General features: G+C 72.8%; 11 protein-coding genes and 2 pseudogenes. 2 read left to right on the forward strand and 11 right to left on the reverse strand.

All coding sequences use genetic code 11. The features are described from left to right. Window positions 1-269 precede the first annotated feature (269 nt). The 8 genes and pseudogenes from ACWD12_RS11560 to ACWD12_RS11595 form a co-directional block, all read right to left on the reverse strand. The gene (locus ACWD12_RS11560) at window positions 270-938 is read right to left on the reverse strand and encodes a hypothetical protein (protein WP_358364779.1); all 669 of its coding nucleotides are present in this window, start codon (window positions 936-938) and stop codon (window positions 270-272) included. After that, entirely contained in the window at window positions 923-1,897 is a 975-nt protein-coding gene (locus ACWD12_RS11565; RefSeq protein ID WP_231779721.1) for a ParA family protein, read from the reverse strand. Before ACWD12_RS11565 ends, ACWD12_RS11560 begins: the two co-directional genes overlap by 16 nt. Window positions 1,898-2,276: 379 nt before the next feature. Continuing rightward, window positions 2,277-2,501, reverse strand: coding sequence for a tyrosine-type recombinase/integrase (locus ACWD12_RS11570; RefSeq protein WP_450099353.1), 225 nt, complete (start codon window positions 2,499-2,501; stop codon window positions 2,277-2,279). 257 nt (window positions 2,502-2,758) lie between these two features. Continuing rightward, window positions 2,759-2,950: pseudogene (locus ACWD12_RS11575) on the reverse strand (site-specific integrase); the annotation flags it as partial. 438 nt (window positions 2,951-3,388) lie between these two features. Then, window positions 3,389-4,504, reverse strand: coding sequence for an alanine dehydrogenase (gene ald, locus ACWD12_RS11580; RefSeq protein WP_358364785.1), 1,116 nt, complete (start codon window positions 4,502-4,504; stop codon window positions 3,389-3,391). Between the two features lie 220 nt (window positions 4,505-4,724). After that, window positions 4,725-6,938 carry a tetratricopeptide repeat protein gene (locus ACWD12_RS11585; RefSeq protein ID WP_450099354.1) on the reverse strand — a complete coding sequence of 738 codons (2,214 nt, stop codon included), beginning with the start codon at window positions 6,936-6,938 and terminating at the stop codon, window positions 4,725-4,727. A 183-nt stretch (window positions 6,939-7,121) separates the two neighbouring features. Further along, window positions 7,122-7,778, reverse strand: a complete 657-nt coding sequence (locus ACWD12_RS11590) for an NUDIX hydrolase (protein ID WP_358364790.1) — start codon at window positions 7,776-7,778, stop codon at window positions 7,122-7,124. Window positions 7,779-7,873: 95 nt separating this feature from the next. Further along, a complete protein-coding gene (locus tag ACWD12_RS11595) occupies window positions 7,874-9,610 on the reverse strand; it encodes a CTP synthase (RefSeq protein WP_358360756.1) in 1,737 nt (578 codons plus the stop codon). 521 nt (window positions 9,611-10,131) lie between these two features. Here ACWD12_RS11595 and ACWD12_RS11600 point away from each other — a divergent pair. Further along, a pseudogene (locus tag ACWD12_RS11600) lies at window positions 10,132-11,922 on the forward strand (glycoside hydrolase family 15 protein); the annotation flags it as partial. Window positions 11,923-12,338: 416 nt separating this feature from the next. Further along, window positions 12,339-13,649, forward strand: a complete 1,311-nt coding sequence (locus ACWD12_RS11605) for a DUF2254 domain-containing protein (protein WP_450099355.1) — start codon at window positions 12,339-12,341, stop codon at window positions 13,647-13,649. A 172-nt stretch (window positions 13,650-13,821) separates the two neighbouring features. Here the strand turns inward: ACWD12_RS11605 and ACWD12_RS11610 are convergent, their stop codons facing one another. The 3 genes from ACWD12_RS11610 to murJ form a co-directional block, all read right to left on the reverse strand. Continuing rightward, entirely contained in the window at window positions 13,822-14,538 is a 717-nt protein-coding gene (locus ACWD12_RS11610) for a hypothetical protein (protein ID WP_450099356.1), read from the reverse strand. Between the two features lie 165 nt (window positions 14,539-14,703). Further along, complete coding sequence (locus ACWD12_RS11615; RefSeq protein ID WP_450099357.1) at window positions 14,704-15,837, reverse strand: glycosyltransferase family 4 protein; 1,134 nt, start codon at window positions 15,835-15,837, stop codon at window positions 14,704-14,706. After that, complete coding sequence (murJ, locus tag ACWD12_RS11620; RefSeq protein WP_450099358.1) at window positions 15,830-17,557, reverse strand: murein biosynthesis integral membrane protein MurJ; 1,728 nt, start codon at window positions 17,555-17,557, stop codon at window positions 15,830-15,832. The genes ACWD12_RS11615 and murJ overlap by 8 nt, the downstream gene beginning before the upstream one ends. Between the last annotated feature and the right edge of the window lie 116 nt (window positions 17,558-17,673).

The following is a 17,673-nucleotide window of genomic DNA, read 5'->3' on the forward strand; positions in this document are numbered from 1 at the left end:
GTCGGCCACCCGGGATGATCCCCCGCGAGCCGCCGCCCCCCCCCCCCCCGCGCCCGCGGGGCGCCGCCCCCCCCCCCCCCCGCCGCCCCCCCCCCCCCCCCCCGCCCCCGGTCACCGGCATTCGTTCGATGTCGGCAATGCGGTTCGGCGATGCGGTTCGCATGATGCGATTGTCGGTGCAACTGCCGGTACGGCCGTCACGCACGGGACTTCAACCGACGACAGTCAAGCCGCAACGGGTCCCGACCGACCACCGTGGATCTCCGTGGTCAGTGACCCGGCCCCGGGCCGCCGCGCAACCGCCGTACGAGGATGCTCGCTTCGCCGCGTGCCTCAAGATCGGCGAGGACGACCGCGATGGCCTCCCGCACTATCCGGCCGCGGTCCACCGCGAGGCCGAAGTCCCCGCGCAGCGTGAGCCGCGCGTGCTCGAGGTCCATCAACTCCTCGGCGGAGACGTAGACGGTGATCTTCTCGTCGTGCCGTTCCCGACCGCTCGGGCGGCGCTGCACGCGACCGCGCCTGGGGGCGGCGGCGCGCGGGGCCGACTGCGGGCCGGCGTCGCGGGCCTGGCCCTCGCGGGCGGGTTCGCGCGACGGCGGTACGGTCCGCTGCTCGGGGCGCGACTCCTGGTACGACTGCGCCGACCCCGGCTCGCCCTGCGAACCGCCCTGGTCGGACGCGGAGTTCTGGGCGCCCGAGTGCTCCGGCTCGGCGTCCTGCCCCGAGGACGGCGCCGGCACGGCACGAGCGTGGCCGTTGCCCGCGGCGGCGGCCGGCCCGGCCGCCGCCGCGGAGGTGCCCGACGCTCCCGCACCGGTGGGCGCCTGACCTGTCGTCCCCGCCGCGTCGGCAGCGGCCTGACGGGTCGTCAGTGCCGCTCCCCCGGTGGTACGGAACAACTCGTCGGCGCCCGGCAGACTTACTCGGCGCGGCACCGGGCCAGCACCTCCCTCGCGAGCTGGCGATACGCGGCGGCCCCTACGGAGTTCGACGCGTACGTGGTGATCGGTTCGCCCGCGACCGTGGTCTCCGGGAAGCGGACGGTACGCCCGATCACCGTGTGGAACACCTGTTCCCCGAACGCCTCGACGACGCGCGCGAGGACCTCGCGGCCGTGCACGGTGCGCACGTCGTACATCGTCGCGAGGATGCCGTCGAGGACCAGGTTCGGGTTGAGGCGCTCGTGCACCTTCTCGATGGTCTCGGTCAGCAGCGCGACACCGCGCAGCGCGAAGAACTCGCACTCCAGCGGCACGATGACGCTGTCGGCGGCGGTCAGGGCGTTGACCGTCAGCAGACCCAGCGACGGCTGGCAGTCGATGATGATGTAGTCGTAGTCCTGCACCAGCGGCCGGATCGCGCGGGCGAGCGTGGTCTCGCGGGCCACCTCGGTGACCAACTGGACCTCTGCCGCGGACAGGTCGATGTTGCTGGGCAGGAGGTCCATACCCGGGATGATGGTCTTCAGCAGGACGTCGTCCGCGCTGAGGTGCGACTCCATCAACAGGTTGTAGACGGTGAGTTCGAGCTCCATGGGGTTGACCCCGAGGCCCACCGAGAGGGCGCCCTGCGGGTCGAAGTCCACGAGCAGCACACGGCGTCCGTACTCCGCGAGCGCGGCCCCCAGGTTGATGGTCGACGTGGTCTTGCCGACGCCGCCCTTCTGGTTGCACATCGCGATGATCTTCGCGGGGCCGTGCTCCGACACCGGTCCGGGGACCGGGAAGTAGGGCAGCGGGCGGCCGGTCGGGCCGACGCGCTCGCGGCGCTGTGTCGCGGCGTCCGGTGCGAGGGTCGCGGCGTACTCGGGATCGGGCTCGTAGTCGGCGTCCGGATCGAACGGGCCGCCGCGCAGTTCCTCGGCGTAGCGCAGCTCGTCGTCGTAGTAGTACATGTCGTACGCGTACTCGTCCGCCTCGGAACCCGTGGGGGTTCCCTCCGCCGCTGAACCCGCTGAAGTACCCGCTGCACCCGCTTGGTCGGCCGTCGACGGGAGCGCGGCGTCGCGCGTCCCCTGCTGCTCCGCGGCAGAGCCCGGGCCGGGAATTCCCGTCCCACCGCCCTGAACCGACCCACGGGGGGCCTGGGCCGACGCTGGCTGGGCACCCCCGGGAGCAAATGTCGACTCATTCACAAGTCGTCTTACCTCCTTGCCGACCAGGCCATTTCTTGCTTCGTCAGCGTGACGATCCTTACTGACGGTTCGCGACTCTATGGCGTGTCGCATGGTCGCAGCAAGGCGAACCGCCCGACCCATGCAACATCGCACCGGTTCAGTCAAGAGCCCGGGGGTGGGAAGCTGCGTCGGCCTCACGAAGTCGATCAATGGTGACCAGGGTGTAGACCTGAGTGGTCGTCACCGACGCATGTCCCAGCAGTTCTTGGACAACTCGGACATCAGCTTCACCGTCCAACAAGTGCGTCGCGAACGAGTGCCGCAACGTGTGCGGCGACATCTCCTCCGTGAGCCCGGCGCGCAGCGCGGCCGAACGCAACACGGTCCAACCGCTCTGCCGAGACGGCCGACCACCGCGTGCGTCGGGAACAGCGCGAGCCCGCCGCGACCGGTTCCGATCAGATCCGACCGGGCCCGGACAAAGTACGCGCCCACCGCTTCCGCAGCGTACGAACCGAGCGACACCACACGCTGCTTGCCGCCCTTGCCCGCGAGCACCACGGTACGTGCGGCGAGACCCACATCGTCGATATCCAGACCCGCCGCCTCCGAGATGCGGGCGACGACGGCACGCGCGGCGGAGGCGTCGGACAGCGCCGGCCCGTGGGCGTCGCCGGTACGCAGCGTCCCGACGTACGCGGTCACGTCGGCAGTCGACACATCGCCCGCAGCGGCACGGCCGGCGTCGGCCAGAACGGCCAAATATCGCCCCAGGTCGCGCCGACATGCCGCCAAAGTGTCGGCGGCAAGGCCACGTTCGACCGAGAGATGGTCGAGATATGCCCGCGACGCCTACGACAACCCACCGGCCGGGGCGGTGTTCTCGCCACCAAAAGCCCCGTTGTCGACAACATCACCGACCTCACCCAGGGACCCGGCCTCACCCGCGGGCCGTGCCCCACGGGGGTCAGACCTGCCTCCCGGCTCCGGACGCGTCATTCCCCGGCGGCTCCGAGGCCGCATCACCCCGAACCCGGCCGACAAGTCCCCGAAACGCACAATGTCGACCCCCACACCCTTGTGGGAGCCGACATCATGCCCGCTCGGCCAACGCCCGGTGGGCCGGAACCCGCCCGCCCGTCCAGCGGCGCCTTCGACGCCGGATCACGCCCGGCCGAACCCGACCGGGCCCGACCGGGCCGGCGGGCCCGGCAGCGCCCGCAGGCGCCCCGGAACCACCCGGGCCTCAGCCCGTACTCGAACCGCCGCTCAGGCGAGCAGCTGCCCGGTCTCGACAAAGCCGAGCCCGTGGGCCTCGGCCACCGCCGCGTTCGTCAGGTGCCCCTCGTGCGTGCTGAGGCCCAGCGCCAGCGTCGCGTCGTCCTGGCACGCCTTGCGCCAGCCCTTGTTGGCGAGCGCGACGATGTACGGCATCGTCGCGTTCGTCAGCGCGAACGTCGACGTGTGCGGCACCGCACCCGGCATGTTGGCGACGCAGTAGAAGATCGAGTCGTGGACCTTGTAGACCGGGTTGTCGTGCGTCGTCGGACGCGAGTCCTCGAAGCAGCCGCCCTGGTCGATCGCGATGTCGACGAGCACGGAGCCCGGCTTCATGCGCGACACCAGCTCGTTGGTGACGAGCTTGGGGGCCTTGGCGCCCGGCACCAGCACCGCGCCGATGACCAGGTCGGCGTCCAGCACCGCGCGCTCGATCTCGTACGCGTTCGAGGTGACCGTCTGCAGGTGGCCCTGGTAGATCCGGTCGGCCTGGCGCAGCGTCTCGATGTTGCGGTCGAGCAGCAGCACCTCGGCCTGCATGCCCAGCGCGATCGCGGCCGAGTTGAGGCCGGAGACGCCCGCACCGATGACGACGACCTTGGCCGCGTACACGCCGGACACGCCGCCCATGAGGGTGCCGCGGCCCCCGCCCTGGCGCATCAGGTGGTACGAGCCGACCTGCGGCGCCAGCCGGCCCGCGACCTCCGACATCGGCGCGAGGAGGGGCAGCGCACCGCTGGGGAGCTGGACGGTCTCGTACGCGATCGACGTGGTCCCCGCGGCGAGCAGGGCGTCGGTGCACTCGCGCGAAGCGGCGAGGTGCAGGTAGGTGAAGAGGGTCTGGTCCTTGCGGAGCCGCCCGTACTCCTCGGCGATGGGCTCCTTGACCTTGAGGATCAGCTCGCCCGTCTCCCACACCGCGTCGGCGGTGTCCAGGATCGTCGCACCGGCGGCGACGTACTCCTCGTCGGGGATGGAGGAGCCGAGTCCGGCGTCCTTCTGGATGAAGACCTCGTGGCCGTTGCGCACGAGCTCGTGCACGCCGGCGGGCGTGATCGCCACGCGGTATTCGTGGTTCTTGACCTCGCTGGGAATGCCGACCTTCACGGCTATCCACGTCCTTACGTACAGAGGGTTGAGACGCCGTCGGCGGACCCGAATGGGCAGGCAGGCGCATACCACTGCGCCTTCCGAGGCAAACCTAGGTTAATGCGGCTCCAACGCCCTGACAACCTTACAAAGTGCCAGTGGCCTCAGCAGGTTGTTTAGCTTTCCCAGGCCGAGGGCTCCGGATCCGTACTTGACGGGTACCCGTTCGGGCCGATCGTCAGTCCACCCGCGCCGGTGACGAGGAGCTTCCGAGACCCCCACCGAGACCCCCTCCGGCCCCACTGCCGAAGCCGCCTCCCGCACCGGGGCCGAGGCCGGACGCCTCCGCGTGCCCGTCGTCCAGCAGCCGCCGCACCGCCTCCGCCTGCGGCACGTCCGCCAGCAGCGCCAGCGCCTGACGCCGCCGCGACCTGGCCTCGCGCAGGTCGCCGGTGTCCTCCATCAGGTCCGCGGTGCGCAGCAGCGCCAGCGCCTCCAGGCGCTCGTCCCCCGCGGCCCGGTACGCCTCGATCGCGTCCCGGTACACGGTCAGCGCCTCGCGCGTGCGGCCCGCGTCGCCCAGGCACGCGCCGATGTCGGACAGCACCCGGCCGACCTCCGCGTGGTCGCCCAGCCTGCGGCGTACACCGAGCGCCGCACGGTGGTCGCGCAGCGCCTGCTCGAAGCGGCCCATGCGGGCGTGCAGGCGGCCCAGGTGCGACAGGACGCGGGCCTGCCCGTCGTTGTCGCCGGTGGTGCGGCGCAGCAGCAGTGCCCGGTCGTACCAGTCGGCGGCGCGCTGGAGGTCGCCGAGGTCGGCGTACGCGTTGCCGAGGTTGACCATCGCGCGGCCCTCGCCCGCGGGGTCGGCGATCGACCGCGACACCTCCAGGGCCGCGCGGTAGCACGCGAGCGCCTGTTCGAGCTCCGCGCGCGCGACGTGCAGGTTGCCGAGGTTGAGCAGAGCCACCGCCTCCTGCCGGCCGGAGCCGTGCCGCCGCGCCGTCGACAGCGCGAGTTCGTGCAGCTCGCGCACGTCCCGCCAGTGCGCGCGGCGGTCCAGCAGGCGGGTCAGGACGGCGACGAGGCGGCGCGTGGGGCCGTCCAGGCCGGCCGCCGCGGCGACCCGGGCGGCGGCGAGCAGTTCGGGGCGCTCCTCGCGCAGCCACGCCCGCGCCTGCGCGGGCGACTCGAAGCGGACGTCGGCGGGCACCAGGTCGCCGCGGCCGGTGATGGTGTGCTCGGCGGCGCGGGCGAGCCGGACGTACCGCTCCAGCAGACGTACGCGCGCGGTACGCCGCTCGCCGGGGCGCTCCTCGGCGTCCAGGCACTCCTGCACGTAGCCGCGCAGCAGTTCGTGAAAGCAGAACCGGCCCGGCGTCGAGCCGGGTTCCAGCAGGTTCAGCTCGCACAGTTCGGCGAGCGAGCGCGCCGCCGCGTCCGGGCCGCAGTCGGCGAGCGCGGCGGCGGCGTCGGGGCCGAACTCGCGGCCGGGGACGAGCGCGAGCAGGCGCAGCAGCCGCGCGGCGGAGGGCACCAGCTCGCGGTGCACCAGGGTGAAGCAGGCGCGCAGGGCGAGTTCGCCGTCCTCGCAGCTGCCCTGGAGGCGGAGGCGTTCGGCGCGGATGCGGCGGGCGACGTCGGCGAGGGCGTACCGCTGCCGGGCGCGCAGCCACGCCCCGGCCAGCTTGAGCGCCGCGGGGTGGAAGTCGCACAGCGACAGCAACTCCTCGGCGGCGCGCGGGTCGCAGGCCACGCGCGTGTGTCCCGCGAGGTCGCCTAGCAGTTCGGAGGCCGCGGCCGGGTCGAGCACGTCGAGCGCGCACGCGCGTACGACGGCCGCGCGGCCGAGGCCGGTGAGCGGGCCGACGGTGGTGACGACCAGCAGCGCGGTAGGGCTCTCCGGCAGTAAGGGGCGCAGCTGCGGGGTGCCGGTGAGGTCTTCGAGGAGGACGAGTATGCGGCGGTCGACCAGCAGCTCGCGGAAGCGTCGGGAGCGGTCCTCCGCCCCGGCGGGCACGTCGCGCTCGCCCAGCACGTGCAGGAACGATTCGAGGACGTCCGCGGGGGGCGTGGTCTCGCCGCGGGGGCCGGTGAGGCGGGCGTACAGCACCCCGTCGGGGAAGTGCGGGGACAGCCGGTGCGCGAGCATCACGGCGAGGCTGCTGCGGCCGATGCCGGGCGGGCCGGAGATGGCGACGACCCGGTCCGGCGGCAGCAGCGAGGCGCGGGCGGCGACCCCTTGGGCGGGGACCGCGGCGCCGGGGCCGGTGACCCAGCCGTAGAGCGTCCGCAGCTCGTCGGCCCGCCCGACGAACTCCGCCGGGGCGGCGGGCAGTTGCGCGGGTCCGAGACGGATGGTGGGTACCGAGCCGTCGTCCGCGGCCCGGGGCGGGGGGACGGCGGCGGCGACCGCGTCGGTCGCGGTCGCGGATTCACCAGCCTTGAACACCGCCGACGACCCCCTGTTCCCAGCCCCCCGACAGTCCTGCTGCGCAGGGTAGCGAACGGTGTGCAGGAAATGCGGACCGACGCACGGTGACGCACGCCCCCGGTGGCGATCCGGTCGTGGCCGGGCGCGCCCTCAGGGACCGGGCGACCCCCGGGCAGGTGCTCCCGAGCACCGCCGTTGCGCTCAGAAGGGGCGGGCGGGCCAGGGGGCGTCGGCTGGGCGGAGGGTGTCGAAGCCGCCTCGGGCGCGGGCCGCCACGGCGGCGAGGGCGCCGGTGACGAGGGTGGGGTTGTGCAGTTCGCCGGCCAGCGCCAGGGTCACCAGGTCGTCGAGAGGGGCCCAGGCCACCTCCAGGTCGGCTTCCTCCGCCCGGGCCTCGTAGCGGTCGCCGACGGCCTCGCCGAGGCCGCGGGCGAGGAAGACCCGGATGGCCTCGCTCGACGAGCCGGGGGTGTTGTAGAAGTCGACGAGCACGCGCCAGTCGTCGGCCTTGTGGTGCGCCTCCTCGTACAGCTCCCGCTGGGCGGCGAGGAGCGGCGGCTCGCCGGGGACGTCGAGGAGGCCGGCCGGCACCTCCCACAGCTTCTGCCGCACGGGGTGCCGGTACTGGCGCAGCACCAGGACGCGGTCGTCCTCGTCGAGCGCCAACACGCCGACGGCGCCCGGGTGCACGAGGTAGTCGCGCCGTGCGGAGGTCCCGTCCGGCATCGCGACGATGTCGCTGCGCATCGCGGTGATGCGGCCCTGGTACGGGGTCTCCCCTTCGACGACGGGCCATTCCTCGGGGGTGTCCGTGAAGCGGCTCGCGGAGCCGGCCTCAGGGCGTGCGTCGGCGTTCATGCAGCACAACGTAGTGGAACGCGGAGCGGGGGCGGCACCGGAAGTCCGGTGCCGCCCCCGCTCCGTGTTCGGTGCGCGTCGGGCGTGGGCTGCCGTCAGCCGGCGACCTCGGCCGCCTCGCGGCCGGTGCCGTCCGCGCCCAGGACGCCGTCCGCGCCGGTGACCCGCCGTACCGCAGCCGCGACCAGTCCCGCGAAGAGCGGGTGCGCGCGCGTGGGGCGGGACTTGAGCTCGGGGTGCGCCTGCGTGGCGATGAAGTACGGGTGTACGTCGCGCGGCAGCTCGACGTACTCCACCAGGCGGCCGTCCGGCGACAGGCCGGAGAAGACCATGCCGGTCGCCTCCAGCTGCTTGCGGTAGGCGTTGTTGACCTCGTAGCGGTGGCGGTGCCGCTCGAAGCTGTGGTCCGCGCCGTAGACCTCGGCCGCGATCGAGCCGTCGGCGAACTTCGCCTCGTACTCGCCGAGCCGCATCGTGCCGCCCAGGTCGCCCTGGCCCGCCACGATGTCGAGCTGGTCGGCCATCGTCGAGACCACCGGGTGGGCGGTCTTCTCGTCGAACTCCAGCGAGTTCGCGCCGTCGAGCCCGGCGAGCGAGCGGGCCGACTCGATCACCATGCACTGGAGGCCGAGGCAGATGCCGAGCGTCGGGACGCGGTTCTCACGTGCGTACTTGATCGCCTGGACCTTGCCCTCGACGCCGCGGTCGCCGAAGCCGCCGGGGATCAGCACCGCGTCGGCGTCGGCCAGTTCGCGCGCCGCCGCCTCGGGGGTGTCGGTGTTGTCGGAGGTGACCCACTTGATCTTGGCGCGCACGTTGTTGGCGAAGCCGCCCGCGCGGATCGCCTCGGTGACCGACAGGTAGGCGTCGGGCAGGTCGATGTACTTGCCGACCAGGGCGACCGTGACCTCGCGCTCCGGCTGGTGCACGCGGCGCAGCAGGTCGTCCCACGTCGACCAGTCGACGTCGCGGAAGTTGAGCCCGAGGCGGCGTACGACGTAGGCGTCCAGTCCCTCGGAGTGCAGCACCTTGGGGATGTCGTAGATCGACGGCGCGTCGATCGCCGTCGCCACGGCCTCCTCGTCGACGTCGCACATCAGGGAGATCTTGCGCTTGATCTCGGCCGGCACCGTGCGGTCGGCGCGCAGCACGATCGCGTCCGGCTGGATGCCGATCGAGCGCAGGGCCGCGACCGAGTGCTGGGTCGGCTTGGTCTTGAGCTCGCCCGACGGGCCGATGTACGGCAGCAGCGACACGTGCAGGAAGAACACGTTGTCCCGGCCCACCTCGTGGCGGATCTGCCGCACCGACTCCAGGAACGGCAGCGACTCGATGTCGCCGACCGTGCCGCCGACCTCGGTGATGACGATGTCGACGTCCTCGGTCGCCATCTGCCGGATGCGGGACTTGATCTCGTTGGTGATGTGCGGGATGACCTGCACGGTGTCGCCGAGGTACTCGCCGCGGCGCTCCTTGGCGATCACCGAGGAGTACACCTGGCCGGTGGTCACGTTGGCGGAGCCGTGCAGGTCCTCGTCGAGGAAGCGCTCGTAGTGTCCGATGTCCAGGTCGGTCTCGGCGCCGTCGTTGGTGACGAACACCTCGCCGTGCTGGAACGGGTTCATCGTGCCCGGGTCCACGTTGAGGTACGGGTCGAGCTTCTGCATCGTCACTCGCAGGCCGCGCGCCTTCAGCAGCGAGCCGAGGCTGGATGCCGTGAGCCCCTTGCCGAGCGAGGAGGCGACACCCCCGGTGACGAAAAGGTGCTTGGTCGGCCGGGTGCGGATCGACGAACGCGCGCCGTGCGTCGGACTGCCGGGCGTCTGGGGCACTGCCAAGGAGGGGCTCCCGTGGGTCGTGATTCGAGGAGGGAATTCGACGGGGAGGCTCCACCTCGACAAGAGGGCACCTCGACAAAGAGGTTTGGAGAGTCCCTAGAAGTCCACGGGAGACCAGAGTAACAGCGAGCGGCGACAACGTCCCGTAGGCGAGGCCGTCACCACGGAGGACGATCCGGCATATTCGGAGCGTGACCGCCGCAGCCCAGCTGCTGTGACAAATAGCAGAAAAACCGGACAGTTAAGGGTGAAGTCCCTCACGAAGGCCACGCAGAGTCACGGAGCGGGTCTCATGACCGACTCACGTGGACTACCCTGATCAAGGGTCCGCAGCGACCGCCGGGGGTCGGCGGGGCGCCCGGCGGACGACCCCCGAATTTCACATCTGCACGGCTTGTCGAACGCTTTTCACCCGGTGAACAGCACCTTTTCGAACAACACCCTTCTGCACCGCCTGAACACCACACCCGCCTCTGAACAGCGCGACGGCCGTACGTCGGCAGGACGGATTCCGCGTGAGCAATCGCATCGAGGACTACGCCCTCATCGGGGACATGCAGACCGCGGCCCTGGTGAGCCGCGACGGCTCCGTCGACTGGCTTTGCCTTCCCCGCTTCGACTCCCCCGCCGTCTTCGCGGGCCTCCTGGGCACCGAGGAGAACGGCTACTGGCGCATCGCGCCGCTGTCCGGCGGCCAGGCCGCCCGCCGCCGCTACCGGGGCGACTCGCTGATCCTGGAGTCCGAGTGGGACACCCCGCGCGGCTCCGTACGCGTCATCGACTTCATGCCGCCCTCCGACGAACTCATCGGCGCACCGACCATCGTGCGCATCGTCGAGGGCATCTCGGGGCACGTCCCGGTGCGCTCCGAGATACGCATGCGCTTCCACTACGGCAAGGTCGTCCCCTGGGTACGACGTCACCCGGACGGCCGAACCGTCGCCGTCGCCGGCCCCGACTCGGTGTGGCTGCAGAGCGAGGCCGAGGCGTACGGGCGCGGCATGACCACCTACGCGGACGTCACCGTCGGCCCCGGCGAGCGCCACGCGTTCATCCTCAACTGGTGGCCCTCGCACGTCGACGCCCCGCTGACCACCGACGCCGAGGAAGTCCTCGAGGACACCGAGCGGTTCTGGCAGGACTGGGTCGACCGCTGCACCTACCGGGGCCCGTGGCGCGACGCCGTCGTGCGGTCGCTGATCACCCTCAAGGCCCTCACGTACGCCCCGACCGGCGGCATCGTCGCCGCCCCCACCACCTCGCTGCCCGAGGACATGGGCGGCGTACGCAACTGGGACTACCGCTACACGTGGCTGCGCGACGCCGCCATGACCCTCTCCGCCCTGGTGCGCACCGGCTTCCTCGAAGAGGCCAAGGCCTGGCGCGAGTGGCTCCTGCGGGCCGTCGCGGGCGACCCCGAGAACCTCCAGATCATGTACGGCGTGGGCGGCGAGCGCCGCCTCACCGAGTACGAGGCCACCTGGCTCCCCGGCTACGAGAACTCCAGCCCGGTCCGCATCGGCAACGCCGCCGCCGAGCAGTTCCAGCTCGACGTCTACGGCGAGGTCGTCGACGCCCTCCACCACGGCCGCCTGGCCGGCATGGAGGGCCACGGCAACGCGCACCAGCTGCAACTGCGGCTCATGGACTTCGTCGGGGACCACTGGCGCACCCCCGACGAGGGCATCTGGGAAGTCCGCGGCCCCCGCCGCCACTTCGTGCACTCCAAGGTCATGGCCTGGGTCGCGGTCGACCGCACCATCCGCATGCTGGAGACCGACACGCTCGACGGCACCGGCGCGACCGAGGCCACCCTCGACCAACTGCGCACCGTCCGCGACGAAATCCACCACGAGGTGTGCGAATACGGCTACGACGCCGAGCGGAACACCTTCACGCAGTACTACGGCTCACGCGAACTGGACGCCGCGCTCCTGCTCATACCGCAGGTCGGCTTCCTCCCTGCCGACGACAAGCGCGTGGTGGGCACCATCGAGGCGATCCAGCACGAGCTGACCGAGGACGGCTTCGTACGCCGCTACCCGACCCACGGCGACGGCATCGGCCTCGACGGCCTCCCCGGCGACGAGGGCGCCTTCCTGGCCTGCTCGTTCTGGCTCGCCGACGACCTCGCCATGATCGGCCGCGTCGACGAGGCCCGCGAACTGTTCGAACGCCTCCTCGCGCTCCGCAACGACCTCGGCCTGCTCGCCGAGGAGTGGGACCCGCGCCTCCAGCGCCAGGTCGGCAACTTCCCGCAGGCCTTCAGCCACGTGCCGCTGATCGACACCGCGCTGCGCCTGACCACCCTGTGGCAGCAGGAGCAGCAGAAGCCCGAGCCACCCCCCCACCCCAACGACCGCCGCCACCTCCAGCAGTCCCCCACCACCCCCGACCCGTCCGAGGCCCCCACAGTGGCCGCTGCGGCCGCGGAACACCCCGACGGGCAGGCCGGCGGACGGTCCTGAGACGGGCGTACGGCGCCGACCCCGCCGTACGCAGCCCCCGGCACCCGGCCTTCACCCGATCGCCGCAAACGGGTGCGCCGACGGAGTAGCAGCGCAGGGCATGCTCCGTCGGCGCGTGCCCTAATGGGGCGATGGGCGACGGGGTGGACGGCGGTGCGGGCGGCGGTGCGTCGCGGGAGGACGCGCCGCGGCCTACGGCGGGACCTGGGGCGGGACCTGGGGCGGGACCTGGGGCGGGATCCGAGGCAGGGCCTGTGCGGGTGCCGGCGCCGCAGTGGCGGGTGCTGCCGCGGGCGCCGAGGCGGAGGGCGTTCCCGACGCTTCGCGAACGCCTGCGCGACTCGTTCCTGTTCGCCCCCGTCGTCGGACTGGCGTGCGGGTTCTTCCTGGCCACCCTCACGCTGACGATCGACGCCGAGATCCACGACCACGCCGTGGACACCGACGACAGCAGCCTGCTGGAGTACATCGACAACGTCGGCGGCGCGGGCGCCACGGTCATCGGCACGATCAGTTCGGCGATGCTGACGTTCATCGGCGTCGTCTTCTCGATCACGCTGGTGGCGCTGCAAATGGCGTCCAGCTTCACGCCGCGCGTGATCCGCCTGTACGTGCGCAACCGCGTCACCAAGATCACCTTCGCGCTGTTCCTGTGCACGTTCCTGTTCGCGCTGCGCGTGCAGAAGGGCCGCTTCACGGCGGAGGAGGCCAAGCCGTTCATCTCGTCGTTCATCGCGATGGGCCTTGTCATCGCCTGTCTGGTGCTGTTCGTCGTGTACGTCGACTCGACGCTGCGCATGATGCGCGTCACCCACGTGATCGCCACGGTGGCCGGCGAGACCGCCCGCGAACTGTGGTACCTCGAACACGGCGCGGACCAGGGCGAGATGGGCGCGCCGGTCGCCGTCGTCGACTACTGGGGGCCGGGCGGCGTCCTGCGCTACGTCGACGTGAACCGGCTGGCACGGGTCGCGCGGCGGCACGACTGCGTCGTCAAACTCGTCGCCCGGGTGGGCGACTTCCTCGTCAACGGAACCCCTCTGGTCGAGGTGTACGGCGGCAGCCCGGTTCCGCCGCCGTTCGAGCTCGCCCGGGCGCTGCACCTGGGCACCGAGCGCAACATGCACCAGGACTTCGCGTTCGGCTTCCGGCAGTTGTCCGACATCTCGGCGCGGGCGTTGTCGCCGGCCGTCAACGATCCGACCACGGCCGTGAACGCGTTCGACCGCATCCACCTGCTGCTGGTCGCGGCCGTACGGCTGCCGCTGGGCACCCGTGCGCACTGCGACCGCAAAGGCGCGGTACGCGTCATCGAGGCGGTGCCGGAATGGTCGGACGTGGTCGACCTCGCGTACACCGAGACACGGCTGTTCGGGGCGGGTTCACCGCAGGTGACCCGGCGGCTGGCGGCGTCGCTGGACGACCTCCTGGCGATCGCCCCCGCTCACCGCAGGGCCCCGCTCGAGCGGCAGAAGACGCTGCTGCGGGAGGCCGTCGAGGCGGCGTACCGCGACGGGCCCGACCGGGCGTTCGCATTGCAGCCGGACCGCCAGGGCATCGGCTGAGCCCGACAGCTATCGCGAGGCGGGTACCTGACAAAGCTGTCGGTACGCGTCGAAATGTACGTGGCGAAATGTACGTGGCGAAATGTGCGTGGCGAACCGGCGATCCCTTGTCAGGGAAGCGGGAAGACGCGCCCAACGACGGCCTCGAACCCGCCGGGTCGGACCTGCCGGGTCAGGGCTGCCGCGGAGGCGTGGGCGGGGGCGGCGGAGGTGTCTGCGCGGGCTGCGGGGGTGTCTGGGCGTGCGGCGGCCACTGGGCGGGCAGCGCGGGGGAACCGTACGGCGCCATCGGCGGCGTGGGCGGGTTTGTCGGCGCGGGCCCCCACCCGGCCCGGTCGTGCGGTGCCGCGAGGAAGAGCGTCCGCAACCCGCCGCCCGCCGCGGCGAAAGCGCAGACGATGCCGACGAACCAGCCCGCAAGCAGGCCATATCCGGCGCCGGCCGCGACAACGTCCAGTCCCATCGCGAGAGTTCGCTCGTCCGCGGACGCACCGCCCGCCGTACCGCTCGGCATTCCGGACACCAGGTAGCTCGTGACGCAGTACGCCGCCCCGCCCGCCACCAGCGAGAACCAGCCCGAGATCAGCGGGTTGAAGCCCCGGCGGCGCGACGCGGAGACAAGCACGACGGCGACGGTCGCCAGCAGCGCCCCGACGCCGACGAGACAGGCGGCCACGTCCGCACCCGCGAACCTCGCGAACGGACCGCTCTTGTCGACGATCCAGTGCGGCGTGTTCAACCACATGAGGACGTGCGACGCAGAGTCGTCATCCGTCAGGTCCTTGGTCAGCAGGTCCTCCCACAACCACTGGTTGCCGAATCCCACGACCAGCAGAAGCGCGGCCACCACACCTGCGGCGACGAAGCGCCCGGAGTTACGCGAGTCCATGACGCGGCATGCTAGTGCCGGGAACGCCGTCGTCCATTGCACGCGGCGGCCGTGCGCGGCCAGGGCAGGCGGCGACGCGCCCGAGCGTCCCGGAAGCGCAGTGCGCAGACCCCGGTGCCGCGGCGAACGCCCATGGTGCGCGGCGGTCCAGGCGTTCTGCGGGCGTCAGAGCGGGCCGAGTTCCTCGTAGACGCTCAGGACCTGCTCGACGGTGTCGCGCTCGTCGGGCCAGGACTCGGCCTGCACGCGGCCGAGTTCGGCGAGGAGTTCGCGCTTGCGGTGGTCCTCCAGGAGGTCGGCGACCGCGGAGCCGAGCGCGGCGGAGTCGCCGTACGGCACCAGGACCGCCGCGTCGCCCACCAGTTCGGGGGTGCCGCCGACCTCGGTGGCGACGACCGGGACGCCCGCGCGCAGCGCCTCCTGCACCACAAGGGAGCGGGCCTCCCACTCGCTGGCGAGCACCGCGATGTCGGCCCCGGCGAGCAGGTCGGCGACGTCGGAGCGGTGGCCGAGGAGGCGGACGGGCAGGTAGTCGGCGTCGATACGGGCCTGGAGCTCGTCGCGCAGCGGACCGTCGCCCGCCACCACGAGGAGGGGGACGGGGTCGAGGCCCTTCCAGTCCTGCGCGGCGTCGAGCAGCACCGGGTACGCCTTCTGCGGCGCGAGACGGCCGACCGCGAGCACGATCGGGCGGTCCGCGCCGGTGAGTTCCGTGCGTACGGCGTCGCGGTCGCGGCGCGGCGGGGGCAGCGCCGGGGCGCCGACCGGGCCGAGGCGGGCGTCCGAGGCACCGAGTTTGCGCGCGCGGGCGACGAGGTCTCCGGACGCGCCGAGGACGACGTCTGCGGCCCGGACCGCCCGGCCCTCCATCAGCCGGGTCAGCACCCCCTTGGGGCCGGTGGCCAGGACGGCGTTGTGCAGTGTGAGGACGAGCGGGCGGCGGCCGGGGCGGTGCCGGCCGACCGCGGCCCCGGCGACCAGGCCGGCGCGCAGTCCGTGCGCGTGCACGACGTGCGCGCCCGCGCACGCCTCGCGCAGCGCGCGTACCGCGGCGACGTCGGCGGGACGCGGCGCGGTGGAGATCTCGACCTCCGCGAAGCGCGCGCCGGTGTCGGTGAAGCGGAAATGCTCCTCGACCGAGCCCGGCCCGGCGACGGTGACCGCGACGCCGCGCGCGGTGAGGCCCGCGGCCAACGAACGCACGTGTGCGCCGGCGCCGCCCACGGCGGTGGCCAGGACCAGGACGGCCCGCAGGCGTGCGGGCTTGCTGGCGCGTTCCTGCGGCGTACCGTCAGCCACGGTTCTCCTTCGCGTCTCGGACGTCCGTGCCGGAGGCGCCCGCGCGCCCGCCCCGGCGCCGGAGCAGTGCGCGGATGTCCTGCCCCGCCGACGCGTACGCCGACGCGGCGAAAACCGCCACGCCCACTATTGCGGCCACCGTCCCCATGATCAACGTCCATGCGGTACCGCCCGTTCCCACCGCGGCGGCGAGCGCGGCGCCCGCGGCGCCGCCCGCGGCCGCCGAGAGCAGGCCGGCGACCGCGGCCCGCGGCACACCGTGCAGGGCGTCGCGGCCGGACGTCCGCGCCGTCGCGGCGACCAGCAGCAGCCCCGCGACCGTCATGCCGATCGTGTTGCCGAGGCCCAGCGCGGCCACGGTCCAGTCGGCGGGCACGTTCGGCACCAGCGCCAGGTCGGCCGCGATGACGGCCGCCCAGCCCAGCACGACGGCGCCCGCGGAGGCGCGTCCGTGACCGCGCGCGTAAAGGGCGCGCCCGAGGTGCGCGACCAGGCCGTAGCCCGCGAGCCCGGGCGCGAACGCGACCAGTGCCCGGGCCAGCACGACCGGGTCCGTCCCGCCGTCGCCCAGCCGGGCGAAGAACGCCCCGATGGGGTAGGCCGCCGCGGCCAGCACCGCGGCCCCCGCGAACGACACGAGCAGCACCGCGCGCGTCGTCGCGGCGGCCGTGGCGGCGAAGGAGGAGTGGTCGCCGGAGTGGGCGGCGGCGCTCAGCCGCGGGAAGGCACTGGTCGCGATCGGGACGGCGAGGATGGCGTACGGCAGCGAGTAGAGCATCCACGCGTTCTGGTACGTCACCGCCCCGCCCTCCGGGCCGTGCGCATTGACCAGCATCAGCACGGTGACGGTGGCCAGTTGCTGGGCGACGAGCGTCGCGACGCCGGCGAGCGCGAGCAGCCGGGCGCGGCGGGCCACGCCGTCCGGGAAGCGCAGCGTCGGCCGCAGCCGCACGCCGGTGCCGCGCAGCGGGACCAGCGTGCACAGCGCCAGCGCGAGGACGCCCGCGGTGGTGCCGAGGCCGAGGACCAGTTCGCTGCCGCGCGGGACGCCCGCGGGGTCCTGGCCGTCGCCGTCGTACCCGGCGGCGAAGGCGACGTACGCGGCGGCCACCACCAGGCTCGACACCAGCGGCGCGACGGCGGCGGCGGTGAAGCGCCGGTGGGCCTGGAGGATGCCGGCGGAGACGACGGCCAGGCCGTACAGCAGGATCTGCGGCATGAATGCCAGCAGCAGCCCGCTCGCGAGGTCGAGCATGCCGGGGACGTCGGCCTTGTCGCGCAGCAGGAGTTCCATCAGCGGGCGCGCAAGCGCCATGCCGGCCGCCGTGACCGGCACGAGGATGAGGACGGTCCAGGTCAGCAGCGCGGAGGCGGTGCGCGTCGTCTCGCCGTCCTTGCCGCGCGCGATGGGCCCGGCGAGCAGCGGCACGACCAGGCTCGCGAGCGCACCGCCCGCGACGATGTCGAAGACGATGTTGGGGACATAGTTGGCGGTCGTGTACGCGTCGCCGACCGCGGTCTGGCCGACGGCCGCGTTGAAGACGATCTGCCGGCCGAAGCCGGCGAGGCGGGCCAGGACCGTCAGGACCGCGATGAGCAGGGCGGCCCCGGCGAGCCCGCGGGCGAGGCGCCGTTTCCGGGGGCGGTTTGTCGCGGTGCCGTCGGAGGGAGGCGGCGGCGCGTGGCCGCCGGGGTCCGGCCGCCCCGCGTCCGGCGTCACGAGGACCGCCCGGCGATGCCGGTGGGCCCGCGCACGATCACGCGGGCTGCTGCCCGGTCCGAAGTGTCTGTCGGGGCGCGACTTTCGTCGTATGCACACAGCCCCCACTCCGGGGG

It is taken from the genome of Streptodolium elevatio (assembly GCF_053592165.1).